Origin of the sequence: Pelomicrobium sp. G1 (assembly GCF_051905455.1) — a bacterium.
GTDB lineage: Bacteria > Pseudomonadota > Gammaproteobacteria > Burkholderiales > UBA6910 > Pelomicrobium.
In genome coordinates this window covers 146638-160046 of record NZ_JBQACR010000003.1, presented here as the reverse complement: position 1 = coordinate 160046, position 13409 = coordinate 146638, and the positions used below count along the sequence as shown (strand labels likewise).

The following is a 13409-nucleotide window of genomic DNA, read 5'->3' as shown; positions in this document are numbered from 1 at the left end:
CGCTTATTCCTTCGGCGGCGCGTCGGCCGGTTCGACGCTCTCCACCCGGGGGATGTCGCGCTGGGGATGCTGCTTGACGATGCGCTTGAGCTGTTCCTGTTTCGCGATCGAGCGCGCGCTCGACTGCTGCAGGTCGGCTTCGGCAGGTTCCGGGGGAAGGGATTTTCTTGGCTTGGGCATCGAAGATCTCCTTGGCCTTATCGGTGTCATGCGGGAGACGGAGAAACGGCCGGCCTTCCCTCGGGCCGGCTCGGCCCGAGGGACACTCCCGGTTCCAGGAGCGCGGAGGAGATTTTCGCTCTTATCCGAGCCCCAGGTCCAGGCGCAGGGTGCGGCCCGGCTTTGATCTGGGTCAAAGCGCTTCCAGACGGGCGGCGGAATACTAAAAGCGTAAAGCGGCGCAGACGCGCCCGCTGCGTCGACCGTCCGCCCAAGGAGGAAATCATGGATGTCGGCGAGATCTGCACCCGGGAAGTCGTGATCGCGACCTGCGACACCACCGTCCTCGAGGCAGCGCGCTTGATGCGCGAATACCACGTCGGGGATGTGGTGGTGGTGGACGAGTCCAGCGGGCGGAGTATTCCCGTCGGAATCGTCACCGACCGGGATATCGTCGTCGGCGTGGTGGCCACAGGGCTGGACCCGGCCGCCCTGACCGTCGGCGACATCATGGGCGGGGAGCCCGCCACCGCAGCTGAGCACGACGACGTATACGAGACGCTGCAGATCATGCGCGCCCGCGGCGTGCGCCGCGTGCCGGTGGTGGATGCCGAGGGCGCCCTGGCGGGCATCCTGGCGCTGGACGACGTGCTGGAAGTCCTCGCCGAGGAGCTGGACGCGGCGGTCAAAGTGGTCGCGCGCGAGCAGGCGAACGAGGCGCAGCGCCGCCGCTGAGGCCGGCAAGTGGGATTCTTGACGCAAGCGTCGAGGCACGTCTGGGAGACCAAGTACCGGTATCGGGACGGGGCAAACGGCGGGGATCACACCATCGAAGACACCTGGCGCCGGGTAGCGCGGACGCTGGGCGCCGTGGAATGGCGCGACCGGGAGGCTTGGACGCGGCGCTTCCTCGACATCCTGGAAGATTTCAAATTCCTGCCCGGCGGGCGCATCCTGGCCGGCGCCGGCACCGGGCGCAACGTCACGCTTTTCAACTGCTTCGTGATGGGGACGATCGAGGACTCGATGGAGGGCATCTTCCGCGCCCTCCATGAGGGTGCTGTCACCATGCAGCAGGGCGGCGGCGTAGGCTACGATTTTTCCACCTTGCGCCCGCGGGGCACGCGTGCGAAGGGCGTCGGCGCCATCGCTTCCGGGCCCGTCTCCTTCATGGGCCTCTGGGACGCCATGTGCGCGACCCTTCTATCCACCGGTGCGCGGCGCGGGGCGATGATGGCGACCCTGCGCTGCGACCATCCCGACATCGAAGAGTTCGTCTCGGCCAAGCGGAAGCCGGGCGCGTTGCGGCATTTCAACCTGTCGGTCCTGGTAACCGACGCCTTTATCGAGGCAGTCCGCCTGGGCCGGGATTGGCCCCTTGTCTTCCCCGCCACGGCGGCGGACGAACCCGGAGGGGAAACCGTCCTGCGCGACTGGCCCGGGCACGACGAGCCCGTGCGCTGCCGCGTCCACAGGACGCTCAAAGCCCGCGATCTCTGGGCCATGATCCTGCGCGCGACCTACGACTACGCCGAGCCGGGCGTGCTCTTCATCGACCGCATCAACCGGCAGAACAATCTCCGGTACCGCGAGCGAATCAGCGCGACGAACCCGTGCGGCGAGGTGCCGCTGCCGCCGTACGGCGCCTGCGATCTGGGATCGGTGAACCTCACCGCCTTCGTGCGCGAGCCGTTCACCGACCGGGCGCACCTGGACACGGAAGGCATCCGCGAGACGGCGACGGTCGCCGCGCGGCTCATGGACAACGTCATCGACGCCTCGCAGTTCCCGCTCGCGCAGCAGGCAGAACAGGCGCGCGGCACGCGGCGTATCGGTCTGGGCATCACCGGGCTCGCCGACACTTTGATCATGCTTAACCTACACTATGCCGAGCCCGAGGCACGCGCGCTCGCCGCCGAGGTCATGCGCCTGATTTGCCACAGCGCCTACCGCAACTCCATCGAACTCGCCCAGGAGAAGGGGCCGTTCCCGTTCTTCGAGCGCGGCCAGTACCTCCACGGCGAATTCATCCGATCGCTGCCGGCGGACATCCGGGACGGAATCGCGCGGCACGGCATCCGCAACAGCCACTTGATCGCCGTCGCCCCGACCGGGACCATCAGCCTGCTGGCCGGCAACGTGTCGAGCGGCCTGGAGCCGGCTTTTGCCGCGGAATTCCGCCGCAGCATGCTGCACGAGGACGGCACCACGTCCGCCTTCGAGCTGGTCGATTACGCCGTGGCTTTGTGGCGGCGGCTGACGGGCGACCGCAAGGGCTTGCCGCCGGCCTTCGTCCGCGCTTCGGACGTGCCCCCGGACGGCCATGTGGCGATGCAGGCGGCCCTGCAACCGTTCGTCGACAACTCCATCTCCAAGACGATCGCCGTCCCGGAGGATTTCCCGTTCGACGCGTTCCAAAACATCTACGACCTCGCCTACGACCGCGGGCTGAAAGGCTGTACCACGTACCGCCCCAACCCTGTACGGGGCGTGGTCGTCACGGCGGCAGAGGAGAGCACGGCGGCCCCCCACTGCTGCGCGATCGAGCGCGAAGCGGACTGAAGGCACGGGCGGCGGGGCAGGCTCCCATCGGTCGGCTTCGGGTCCCAATACCCGCCCGATCGCCCGTGAATTCAGCGACCTTTAGCGTCCGGCCTTCCGCCGTGTCGTAAACGATCGAGCAGACCCCGCCAAGACGCTTCCCTGGCCGCCGCGCCCGGCGGCGCAACCGCACGGTTCATTCGACTTTGATGGTGCGCCTCTTCGCCGTCTCCGTCTTGGGCAGCGTGATCTCCAGCACGCCGTCTTTCAACGACGCCTTGGCTTTCGATTCGTCCACTTCCGCCGGCAGCGAAACGGTGCGCGAGAACGCGCCGCGGGAAATCTCGCAGCGATAGTAATCGCCTTTTTCTTCCTTCTCCTCGCGTTTGGTCTCGCCCTTGATGGTGAGCACGTTGCCGGTGAGCGAAATCTCGATGTCCTCCTTGTTCACCCCCGGCACCTCAGCCCTCACCACCACTTCGGCGTCGCGATCGATGACGTCGAGCTTCGGTATCCGTGCCCCGACCCTTGCCACATCGGGGACGGCCGGCCACTCCCACCGGAACGGCTGCGGCCAGCGGTAGGAAAAGAAATCCTCGAGCATGCGCTCGATGTCCTCGAACGGGCTCAACGCCCTAGCCGGGACCCGTCGGACTTCCTTTCCTTTGGTGACGGCCACTTCCTTTTTCGTTTCCTCAGTCATGATGAATCCTCCTGGTCGAAACGATGCACGCGATCCCTTCGGGATCATACCGCCCTCTCCCTCGGGGAGAGGGCATCCCCTCTTCCTCCTCCCCCAGCCGGGAGGAGGACGGCGGCAAATGGTTCGTCGACCATTTACCGGAGGCTCAATAGCGGCGGACCAAAAACTGGACCGCCTTGCCAAAGCCGACCGGATCAATATGCCGTTTCTAGAGACACCCGGGTTTGATCTAGCGCAAACCGGCGCCGGATTTCACCTGGCGACGGGGTCGGTCCCGATCGTGCTTGGCATAGAGCGCTTCGATCTGGGCGGCGAAGCGCTTCTCCATCTCCGGGCGCTTGAGCTTGAGGGTGGGCGTCAAGAGCCCGTTTCGATCGTCCACGGCTCGAGGGTCAGCCAGATCCCATGGGGACGGGCGTAGCCGGGGAAGCCCGCAGGGCGTGCCGCACGCGCTTGAGCGCTTCGGCGGCGGCGTTGCGGGACTGGAGAGAGGCGGTTCGGTCCATGGGCCGGTAGGCCCGCGCGGCGGCCGGCTCATTCCAGGACGAAGGTGACCTTCAGGTCCACTCGGTACTTGGCGATGTTTCCGCCCTCGACCACCACCTGCTGCTCCTTGACCCAGGCGGCGCGAATGTTGCGCACCGTCTTGGACGCGGTCTCGATCCCCTGGCGGATCGCGTCCTCGAAACTCTGGGTGGATTCGGCGCTGATTTCGATGATTTTCGCGACGGACATGGCGCTACTCCTTTCTGCGTCTGCAGCAAATGGTCGATGAACCAGTTCCCGTCGTCCCGCCCTTCCTCCCGGAAGGAGAGAGGGACTGGGCGATCTCCTCCCCAGAGGGAGAGGGGCCGGCGAGGGCGGGCACCGCCCGGCATCTCGACGGCGCCACCGGAATGCCCAGGCCGATTACAGCACGAGCGGGGGTCGGCCGGTTTGACTTGCATCAAACCGGCGCCTTTTCGGCGCGCCTAAACTGGCGAAAGATGCCTGGGTCGAACCAAGGAAAGGACCGCGATGTTCAAGCACATCTTTGTTCCCATCGACGGAAGCGCCACATCGCAAGTCGCGCTGGAAACGGCGCTCCAACTGGCGAAGGAGCAGGGCGCCGAGGTACGGATCGTCCACGTCTTCAAGCACTTCGTGGCCTCCTCCGGCGGGGGACCCATCGACCTCACCGAGGCGTTCAAGCGGGAGGGGGAGACGGCGTTGGCGCGGGCGGAGAACCGGGCGCGCGAGGCGGGCGTGCCGGCCGCGACCGAACTGATCGACGCCGGCGGACGGCGCATCCCGGGGGCCATCGTGGAAGAAGCCGCCCGGTGGCCTGCCGATCTCATCGTCATGGGGACCCACGGGCGGCACGGCTTCGAGCACCTTCTGCTGGGCAGCGTGGCGGAAGGCGTCGCCCGGCGAAGCCCGATCCCCGTGATGCTGGTGCGGGGACGGTGAAGGCGGCGCTTCCCCGTTGAGATCCCCTAAGCCTGCGCCCCCGTCCATCCGGGAGCGCCTGCGCTTCGCCCTTTTGCGCGACGGCCCCAAGCTTCCCGGCGAACGCTACGTGGGCCTGGAGACGGCGGATCCTTTCAGGATCGACCGGAAAGCGGGCGATAATGGGAGCTCGGACAGCCACGCGTCTGCCTCAAAGCTTATAGCCGATCTTCCGCAGCAGATCCTTCCGCCACTGGATGTCCTCTTCGCCCTCGATGTCCTTGGTGCGAAAGCCGTCCACCACGCCCAGGATGGCGCGCCCCTGCGCCGTTTCGGCAAGGACGATTTCGGTCGGATTGGCCGTGGCACAGAAGATGCGGCACACCTCCGGCACCGCCTTGAGCGTATTGAGGACGTTGAGCGGGTAGAAGCCCTCGCCCAGGAAAACGATGAAGCAATGGCCGGCGGCGATGGCCATGGCGTTCTTCCGGGCGAGCTCCACCATGGCGGGATCGGTGCCCGACCAGCGGACGAGGCATTTGCCGGAAGCTTCGCAAAAAGCCAGGCCGAACTTGATGCCGGGAACCGCGGCGACCAGAGCCTCGTGGATGTCTTCCACCGATTTAATGAAGTGGGTCTGCCCTAGGATGAAATTGACCGCTTCCGGTTTATCGATCTTCACGGTGATGAGTTCCATCTCGGATTCCTCCTGTTTGACTTGGATCGAACGGAACCGCCTCCTCCCGCTCCCGCTCGTGCAGACGCAGGATGCTCTCCACCACGCGGGCCACTTCCTCGTCCGCCAGGGGAGGACGGCATCGCGCCCTGTTCCAGGCGAGCAGAAGCTCGAGCACCACCTGCGGGTCGACGCCGCGCCAGAAGAGGTGTCCGGCCAGGGAAGCGATGGTGTTGTTGCGTTGCCCTTCCTCCACGCCCTCCCGCACGAGGCTCCGCCAATGGGCGATCGGATGTCCCGTCCGCGGTCCCGCGGGCAGCACCAGGCGCAGGAGCCACGGGGGTACGGCCGCCAGAGGCACCTCATCGGGGCTGCGTCCCGGCACCCAGGCGTAGCACCGCCCGCTCGGATGCAACGACGGGGGCGCCACCGCCACGCCGCCGTCTCCGCGCAAGTCGATGCCCGAGGCGATGGCGATCCGGTTCGGCACTAGCCCGCCGGGGTGGGAGAAATAGCAGTGCCGTCCCCCTCCCCCGGTCGTCGCCTCGACGGTGACGGGCAGCCCGCCATGCTCGGCTTCGAGGGCGGCGAGGCTCTGCTCGCCTCCATGCCGGGGATCCACGTCCAGCACCACGAGCCCGGACACGGCCCCGGTGACGATGGCCAGGTTCGCCTCGCCGCGGTGCCGGAACCACGCCTCGAGCTCATCCTCCGTCGGAAGGCGGCGCTGGAACTCGGCCCACGGAACCACAGGCCGTTTGCCACGCCGCTCCACCGGGACCACCGACCAGCCGCGTGCGAGGTATGCGCGGGCTGCGGCCCATACCGAAGCCTGCGGTTCGGACATGGACTTCCCCCGGCGCATCGGCTCAAGTGAACGCTCGAAAAGCTTGGAGCCTATCTCGAAATCGAGCGAGAAGCGCTGAGCGAAGCAAAACGCAGCGGACGGTGACGGTCTGCCAGTGCCCCGGGCGGCAACTCTAAACGTCCACCACGCAGCGCGCTTCCCATTCCCCGTCCCGCTCCCGGACCGAAAGCATGGTGAGCGTCGCGCCCTTCACCTCCACGCCCCGCTCCATGCGGGAGGTCCAGGCCTCGCCGGAAGCTTCCCCCACCCAGCGATCCCCGCGCCGCTCCAGGGAGAACCGGCTGAAGACGGCGCCGTGCTCCCGCGCCGCCCCCAGCAGCCGGTTGAGCCAGGTGACCAGGGCCAGCTCCACGTCCGGTTCTTCGAACTCCACCTGGACCGTGAGCGCCTGACCGACCTGGGCGAGATCGGTCATGATGGCGAACATCGCCCGGGCTGCGGCTTCGAACGCTTCGGTCACGGTCCGCCCTCGCCCGATCACGCCGATGTCGGCGTCGTGCTCGAAATAGTCGTAGGTCGGCGCTTCCATGTCACCCTTGCCGTTCTCGCTTCCCGGATCCGTCGTGCGCCAGTGCGCCGCTTAACCAGCGCAGGATCTCGGGCCACAGGCGCCGGTGGGCGTTGCGCCCCACCAGCAGGCCCACGTGCTGGATCGCCACGCCGGTGTCGCCGTGGTACCAGAGCAGCGCCTTGTTCGCCCCCGGCAGCGCTTCGTAGAAGGGTACCACCGATTGGGGCGGCACGATGTCGCAACGGGGGTCGGCCGCGCACAGCACCGGAATCGCCAGGCGCTCCGGCGCCGCCCGCCGGCCGCCGAGCTCGAGGGTGCCGCGCATGAAGCGGTCCTCCCGGTACAGCCAGGCGGCAATCTCGGCAAAGAGCCTCCTCGGCAGCGGCGTCTCGTCCAGGGCCCAGCGCTCCACCCGCAGATGGGTCTGAGCCGCTTCGGCGTCCCCCATGCTGGAGAGCCAGTCGAGCCAGCGGTCGAGCTGGAACGTCTTCGGGGAAGCGAGCACGCTCAGGGTGTTGAGATAGGAGCCGGGGACGTTGGCCGGCAGCCGCTCGGGGAGGCCCGTGCGGGAAAGGGCCGCCAGCGTGCGGCCGAAGGTGCCGATGCCCTCGCCGAAGTGGAGCGGCGCGGCGAGCAAGGCCAGCGCCCCCACCCGCTCCGGATGGGCCGCCGTGAAGGCGGCGGCGAAGGTGCCGCCCAGGGAATGGGCGATGAGGCCGGGGCGGGCCGCGCCGCCGTCGGCGGCGACGGCCTCCAGGGCCTCCAGGAGCAACCGGCCCGCGTATTGAGCTAACCCGTATTCCGCTTCCGCCTCGCCCGGGGGCTCCCATTGCAGCAAGTAGACCCGAAAGCCGGCCTCGAGACACCGGCGCACCACGCTCGCTCGAGGCGCCAGATCCCAGAGATAGGCCCGCTTGAAGGGCGCCGGCACGAGGAGTACCGCCGGGCCGCCCTCGGCCGGGCGGTGATACGCCTTGAGCGTGACGGGAGGGCGCGCCAGCACCACTCGGCCCGGCGTCTCCTGGGGTCCCAGGCCCACCGCGTCCAAGGCGTGACCCCACGCCCGGCGCCAGGCGTCCATCCCCCCGTAGAGGCTCCAGGCGGCGAGGCTCGTCTCCAGAACGCGGGCGAACCCCCCGTCCAGGGCCTCTCCACCCCCTCCCCCGCTATGGCTATATTCCGTCATCGCCGCCTCGCTCGCACCGCCTATCGTCCCCTTGGGACAGGGCCACGATGCACTCAATTCGATCCAGGCCTTTGATATGGGTCAATGCCCTTCCGAAGCGCAAAACGGCGCCGGCGGGTCCTGGACATCATCGATCGCAATCGGCGTGGGCCGGGATAGGCAGGGCGTCGTCGCTTCTTATAACATACCCGGAACGGGAGGCGCCGGGTCTCGCCGCAGGACGATGTTTCCGTTGACCGGGATCGACGCCCCATCCGACCTCCGCCGGTAGGTTTAAGGCTGCGTGGACATCCATCCCGGCGAATCGTCCCTGTGTAAACCATGCCCCGCTCAAACGTTCCGCCATGAGCCCAGCGTCCCCTTTCCCCATGCATAAACTCGTCCACATCCCGGACGGCCCGGCCGTGATCGAAGGCATGCTGGAGGCGCCGGAATCGGCCCGGGGAATGGTGTTGTTCGCCCACGGCAGCGGCTCCAGCCGGCATTCTCCGCGCAACAATTACGTGGCGCGAGTCTTGCGCGAGGCTGGGATCGGCACCCTGCTCATGGATCTGCTGACGGTGGAGGAGGACAGGGATTACGAGACCCGCTTCGATATCCCCCTCCTCACCCGGCGCCTGATGGTCGCCACCGGTTGGCTGCGCCGGCAGGCGGGTTGCGCCTCCCTGCCGATGGGCTATTTCGGCGCCAGCACGGGCGCGGCGGCGGCCCTGCAGGCGGCGTCGGAACTCGGGGACGAAATCGCCGCCGTCGTCTCCCGGGGCGGCCGGCCGGATCTGGCCGGCCGGGAGGCGCTGCGCCGGGTGCGCGCCCCCACCCTGCTGCTGGTCGGAGGCCGGGACGAGGTGGTGATCGAGCTCAATCAGGCCGCCTACGAGGTGATGACCTGCGAAAGGCAGCTCTCCATCATCCCGGGTGCCACCCATCTGTTCGAAGAACCCGGCACGCTAGAGGAGGTGGCGCACCAGGCGAGCGCCTGGTTCCTGCGCCACTTCGGCTCGGCGCATCTTTCCCGGCTTCCTCCGGACTGATCTCGGCCGGGCGCGTGCCATTACCGCCGGTGTCCCCGCCTTCGGGCGGGCGCCCACGGAGCATCCGCTAGCCGTGGGGCGGCTCCTGAAAGGCAGGCAAGATTTCGCGGGGCATCCGTGTTGAACTCAAAGCGCTTCCGTACGCGCAGGCCTTCGTCCCGCGAGCAGCGCGGCCACCGTGTCGTCGTCCACCTGAGGGAAGTCGAGATAGAACGCGCTCACGGCCCCGAAGTCCTCCGGCGCGTGGAGGCACACGACCTCGTCCGCGTAGCCCCTCACCTTTTCGAGACTGTCCCGCGCCGCCACCGGAACCGCGCAGACGAGCCAGGCCGGCTTCTTCGCCCGCACCGCGTGCAGGGCCGCGATCATGGTGGCGCCGGTGGCGAGCCCGTCGTCCACCACGATGACGGTTCTTCCCGCCGGATCGATCGGCTCGCGCCCTGGCGTGTACTTACGCCGGCGCGCCTGCAGGACCTGCAACTGGCGCCGTTTCTCCGCCTCGAGATACTGCGGGTCTGCCCCGGCCTGGGGCGCGTAGTCGGCCACATACGTCCAGCCGGACTCATCGACCGCGCCTACCGCGAACTCGGAATTGAACGGCGCGCCCAGCTTTCTGACCAGCACCACGTCCAGCTCGCCGTCCAGCTCGTCGGCCAGCACGCGCCCCATCTCGACGGCGCCGCGGGGAATCGCCAGCACCAGGGGGCGCGCGCCGCGGTATTTCGCCAGCGCCGTCGCCAACCGGCGGGCCGCGTCGATCCGGTCCCGGAAAATCATCCGCTCTCCACGGGCACCCGCACGGGCCTTTCCTCGAAGGACAGCAAGCCGCGCGTCGCCGTTTCCCGCGCGATGCCGCCCCGGACCGCCCGGGCGAGCCCGGCCACCTGGTCGGCGAGCGCCTCCAGCACATCGTCCAGCGAGACGATGCCTTCGAGCTGGCCGTCGCCGGACGTCACCAGGACGCGGCGCACGCCGGCGCTCTGCATGACATCGATGGCGTCGTCGACGCTCGCCTCCGCCCGCACGGTGACGAGCCGGCCGCTTACCAGTTGGCCGACCGCTGCCTGCTGGGGAGCAATCCCGCGGGCCATCGCCAGGACCACCAGGTCCCGGTCGGTGACCACGCCCGCGGCCATGGGTCCGCTCGGCGTGTCTTGGGTGACGAGCAAAGCCCCCACGTGGTGCTCCCGCATCAGCGCGGCAGCCTGATCAAGGGTGGCGGTGTGGTCGGTGGACACGATTTCGCGCGTACAGATATCTCCGACTTTCATGGTCTCTCCTTTCCCTTTTGGGCCATCCGGCCGGCTGCCGGCGCACCAAGCTTCGATTAACGATACCCGCCCCATCGGACAGAGTATTGACCTACATCAAAGGACGTTTCAGCGCCACGCCTCGATTCGGCTCGCCCGGCCAGCCTCCACCCGGGCAACTCAGAAAGACGAAGTGTTAGAATGGCTTCGCTCGAACCGCCCCTGGAGGGCCCTGTCCCCCATGAGCGTTTTCCCCGATCCTCTCGGCCCGGGCAGCCGAACGCCCTTGATCCCGGCCACCCGCGTGGTTCTGGGGTCGGTGTTCGCGCTGGCGATCGCCATCGTCGCCGGCACCGCGCTCATCCTGGGGGAGCTGCGCAGCCGCCAGATCGCCGACGCCGAGCGCGAGATCGCCAACCTAAGCCGCATCCTGGCGGAGCAAACGGCGCGGACGTTGCAGAGCGTCGACCTCATCCTCAAAGGCGCGACCGAACGCGTGCGGGAGGGGCAGACGCGACCCCAGCTCATGGAGGAGGGAACCGTGCGCGCCCTGATGCAGGCCCGCCTCAGCGGCGTGCCCCAGATCCGGGCGCTTTTCATTCTCGACGCCCAGGGACGTCTGTCCCTGCACTCGCAGGCCTTTCCAACCCCCAAGCTCTACGCCGGCGACCGGGACTATTTCAAGGTGCACGTGGAAAATCCAGGCTACGGCCTGTACATCGACAAACCCACCCGGAGCCGCCTCACCGGGCAATGGACGATCCAGGCGAGCCGGCGCATCGACGGTCCCGGCGGCGAGTTCCTGGGCGTGTTCTCGGCGGCTCTGGACCCAGCGTATTTCGAAGCGCTCTACCGGGATCTCGAGTTGGGCCGCAACAGCTCGGTCAGTCTGTTCCTGCGCGACGGCACCTTGCTGGTGCGCCAGCCACGGGACGAGGCGCTGATCGGCCGCTCCTACGCCGGCTCTCCCGCGTTCCTGGCCCTGGCGCAGCCGAGCAATGATATCGGGGGAACCCACGTTCTGCGCACTGCCGGAGCCAACGCTACCCTTGTCGGCGTGCGCGAGGTCGGGCCTTTCCCCCTCGTGGTCGAAGTATGCCGCAGCGAGGACGCTCTGCTCGCCCAGTGGCGGCGCGATGCGGCCTTGATCGCCTCCGGTGCCGCGGCGGTGACGCTGCTGCTGGTCGCCGCCGGCGTTTTCCTCGCCCGCGAGTTATCTCGGGAAGCCGCCATGGGCCGGGCCCTCAGGGACAGCGAGGCGCGCATGAGCGGCATCGTTCAGTCGGCCATGGACGCGATCATCACCGTCGACGAAAACCAGCGCATTGTCCTCTTCAACCCGGCGGCGGAGAAGGTATTCCGCTGCCCCGCCGCGGAGGCGATCGGATCGCCATTGGAGCGCTTCATTCCAGAGCGCTTTCGCGCCGCGCATCGGCGACACGTGGAACGCTTTGCCGCCACCGGCGCAACCTCGAGAAAGATGGGCGATACCACCGTGTTGTACGGGCTGCGCGCCGGCGGAGAAGAGTTTCCCATCGACGCCTCCATCTCGCAGGTAATGGTAGGCGGCAGAAGGCTCTACACCGTGGTCCTGCGGGACATCACCCTGCGGCGGCAGGCGGAAGAGGAGCTTCGCGAATCCCACGACCGGCTGCGGGAGCTGACGGCAGCGCTAGAATCCGTGCGGGAGGAGGAGCGGGCGCGCATTTCCCGGGAATTGCACGACGAGCTCGGCCAGCAACTGACAGCGCTACGCATGGATGTCTCTTGGCTCGCCTCGCGGCTTTCCTCCGGTTCGCTGGCGGTGCTGGAGAAGTTGAACGGCATGAAGGCAACCATCGACGCCACGGTGCGCGCGACCCGGCAGATATCCGCCGAACTCCGGCCCTTGGTGCTGAGCGAGCTTGGACTAGTAGCAGCGGCTGAATGGCTGGTCCAGGACTTCTCCCGCCGCACCGGGATCAAAGCGCAGCTCGACCTCGACGTGGACGAGCATTCCCTGGCGCTGGACGATCGCCTGGCCACCGCCATGTTCCGCGCCCTACAGGAGTCCTTGACCAACGTGGCACGCCATTCCGGCGCTTCCCGGGTAAACGTCTCCCTGGCCGCCCCCAACGGCGCGCTGGTGCTCAAAGTACAGGACAACGGCAAGGGGATGGCGCCGGGCGAGGAACGCAAAAGCGGGGCCTTCGGCCTTCTTGGCATGCGCGAACGCGTGCAGGCGCTGGGGGGAGAGACCATGGTGCGTTCCAGTCCTGGGAAAGGTACGACCGTGGAAGTGAGCGTTCCGTTGAACCGCGCCGCGGCGGGAGAAGCCCGATGATCCGAGTGCTTCTCGCCGACGACCACACGATCGTGCGCGACGGTCTCAAGCAGATCCTCGCCGAGACCGGAGATCTGATCGTGGCGGGCGAGGCGGTAGACGGCCACGACGTGCTGCGCAAGGTCCGCGAACAGGATTGGGACGTACTGGTGCTGGACATGTCCATGCCTGGCCGTAGCGGCATCGAGCTCATCAAGCAGCTCAAGGCCGAGAAACCCAAGCTCCCGATTCTGGTGCTCAGCATGTACCAGGAAGAGCAGTATGCCGTGAGGGCCCTGCGGGCCGGCGCGTCCGGCTACCTCACCAAGGATACCGACGCAGCGCAGCTCGTGGCGGTGATCCGCAAGATCGCCGCGGGCGGGGCCTACCTGAGCGTAGCCATGGCCGAGCGTTTGGCGATGAGCTTCAGCCCCACGACTAGCAGCCTTCCCCACACCCAGCTCTCCGATCGGGAACTCACCGTCTTCGAGATGCTGGTCTCAGGGCTCGGCGTCACCGACATCGCCGAGCGCCTGTGCCTCAGCGTAAAAACGGTGAGCACCCACAAGGCCCGCATCCTGCAGAAAATGAACATGGGCAGCACCGCGGAGCTGGTGCGCTACGCAGTGAAGCACCGCCTCGTCCGCGACCCGGAAGAGTAGGCGTCCTCTCCGCACCGGAGCCTCTGGCCCCGGGAATTCGCCTCTATAGGAATTTTCCTACGGCACTTCGCGCATTCCTGCGCGCACTTTAA

At 67.6% G+C, this 13409-nt stretch carries 16 protein-coding genes; 6 read left to right on the top strand and 10 right to left on the bottom strand.

Features of this window, described 5'->3' with window-relative positions:
* Window positions 1–3: 3 nt before the first annotated feature.
* Window positions 4–180, bottom strand: a complete 177-nt coding sequence (locus ACTFO6_RS04460) for a hypothetical protein (protein ID WP_439933241.1) — start codon at window positions 178–180, stop codon at window positions 4–6.
* A gap of 264 nt (window positions 181–444) precedes the next feature.
* On the opposite strand from ACTFO6_RS04460, the gene ACTFO6_RS04455 reads away from it, so the two are divergent.
* Window positions 445–894 carry a CBS domain-containing protein gene (locus ACTFO6_RS04455; RefSeq protein ID WP_439933240.1) on the top strand — a complete coding sequence of 150 codons (450 nt, stop codon included), beginning with the start codon at window positions 445–447 and terminating at the stop codon, window positions 892–894.
* A gap of 9 nt (window positions 895–903) precedes the next feature.
* On the top strand, window positions 904–2721 hold the full coding sequence (locus tag ACTFO6_RS04450; protein WP_439933239.1) for an adenosylcobalamin-dependent ribonucleoside-diphosphate reductase: 1818 nt from the start codon (window positions 904–906) through the stop codon (window positions 2719–2721).
* 175 nt (window positions 2722–2896) lie between these two features.
* Here the strand turns inward: ACTFO6_RS04450 and ACTFO6_RS04445 are convergent, their stop codons facing one another.
* From ACTFO6_RS04445 to ACTFO6_RS04435, 3 genes are all read right to left on the bottom strand, one after another.
* The gene (locus tag ACTFO6_RS04445; protein ID WP_439933238.1) at window positions 2897–3451 is read right to left on the bottom strand and encodes an Hsp20/alpha crystallin family protein; all 555 of its coding nucleotides are present in this window, start codon (window positions 3449–3451) and stop codon (window positions 2897–2899) included.
* Between the two features lie 181 nt (window positions 3452–3632).
* Complete coding sequence (locus tag ACTFO6_RS04440; protein WP_439933237.1) at window positions 3633–3785, bottom strand: hypothetical protein; 153 nt, start codon at window positions 3783–3785, stop codon at window positions 3633–3635.
* 152 nt (window positions 3786–3937) lie between these two features.
* Complete coding sequence (locus tag ACTFO6_RS04435; protein ID WP_439933236.1) at window positions 3938–4138, bottom strand: dodecin family protein; 201 nt, start codon at window positions 4136–4138, stop codon at window positions 3938–3940.
* Between the two features lie 282 nt (window positions 4139–4420).
* Between ACTFO6_RS04435 and ACTFO6_RS04430 the strand changes: the two genes are divergently transcribed.
* Window positions 4421–4852 carry a universal stress protein gene (locus ACTFO6_RS04430; RefSeq protein WP_439933235.1) on the top strand — a complete coding sequence of 144 codons (432 nt, stop codon included), beginning with the start codon at window positions 4421–4423 and terminating at the stop codon, window positions 4850–4852.
* A gap of 190 nt (window positions 4853–5042) precedes the next feature.
* Here ACTFO6_RS04430 and ACTFO6_RS04425 read toward each other — a convergent pair whose 3' ends face one another.
* The 4 genes from ACTFO6_RS04425 to ACTFO6_RS04410 form a co-directional block, all read right to left on the bottom strand.
* The gene (locus tag ACTFO6_RS04425; protein ID WP_439933234.1) at window positions 5043–5528 is read right to left on the bottom strand and encodes an adenosine-specific kinase; all 486 of its coding nucleotides are present in this window, start codon (window positions 5526–5528) and stop codon (window positions 5043–5045) included.
* Window positions 5500–6354, bottom strand: coding sequence for a bifunctional DNA primase/polymerase (locus ACTFO6_RS04420; protein ID WP_439933233.1), 855 nt, complete (start codon window positions 6352–6354; stop codon window positions 5500–5502). Before ACTFO6_RS04420 ends, ACTFO6_RS04425 begins: the two co-directional genes overlap by 29 nt.
* A 133-nt stretch (window positions 6355–6487) precedes the next feature.
* A complete protein-coding gene (locus ACTFO6_RS04415) occupies window positions 6488–6904 on the bottom strand; it encodes an archease (protein ID WP_439933232.1) in 417 nt (138 codons plus the stop codon).
* Window position 6905: 1 nt separating this feature from the next.
* Window positions 6906–8072: an alpha/beta fold hydrolase gene (locus tag ACTFO6_RS04410; RefSeq protein ID WP_439933231.1), complete on the bottom strand. Its 1167-nt coding sequence runs from the start codon at window positions 8070–8072 to the stop codon at window positions 6906–6908.
* Window positions 8073–8416: 344 nt separating this feature from the next.
* Between ACTFO6_RS04410 and ACTFO6_RS04405 the strand changes: the two genes are divergently transcribed.
* A complete protein-coding gene (locus ACTFO6_RS04405; protein WP_439933230.1) occupies window positions 8417–9103 on the top strand; it encodes a dienelactone hydrolase family protein in 687 nt (228 codons plus the stop codon).
* Window positions 9104–9229: 126 nt separating this feature from the next.
* Here the strand turns inward: ACTFO6_RS04405 and ACTFO6_RS04400 are convergent, their stop codons facing one another.
* Window positions 9230–9880 (bottom strand): phosphoribosyltransferase, encoded by a 651-nt coding sequence (locus ACTFO6_RS04400; RefSeq protein ID WP_439933229.1) that lies wholly within the window; start codon window positions 9878–9880, stop codon window positions 9230–9232.
* The gene (locus ACTFO6_RS04395) at window positions 9877–10374 is read right to left on the bottom strand and encodes a CBS domain-containing protein (protein ID WP_439933228.1); all 498 of its coding nucleotides are present in this window, start codon (window positions 10372–10374) and stop codon (window positions 9877–9879) included. Before ACTFO6_RS04395 ends, ACTFO6_RS04400 begins: the two co-directional genes overlap by 4 nt.
* Window positions 10375–10594: 220 nt before the next feature.
* On the opposite strand from ACTFO6_RS04395, the gene ACTFO6_RS04390 reads away from it, so the two are divergent.
* Both ACTFO6_RS04390 and ACTFO6_RS04385 read left to right on the top strand, forming a co-directional pair.
* A complete protein-coding gene (locus ACTFO6_RS04390) occupies window positions 10595–12676 on the top strand; it encodes a PAS domain S-box protein (protein WP_439933227.1) in 2082 nt (693 codons plus the stop codon).
* Entirely contained in the window at window positions 12673–13317 is a 645-nt protein-coding gene (locus ACTFO6_RS04385) for a response regulator (RefSeq protein WP_439933226.1), read from the top strand. Before ACTFO6_RS04390 ends, ACTFO6_RS04385 begins: the two co-directional genes overlap by 4 nt.
* Window positions 13318–13409: the final 92 nt, after the last annotated feature.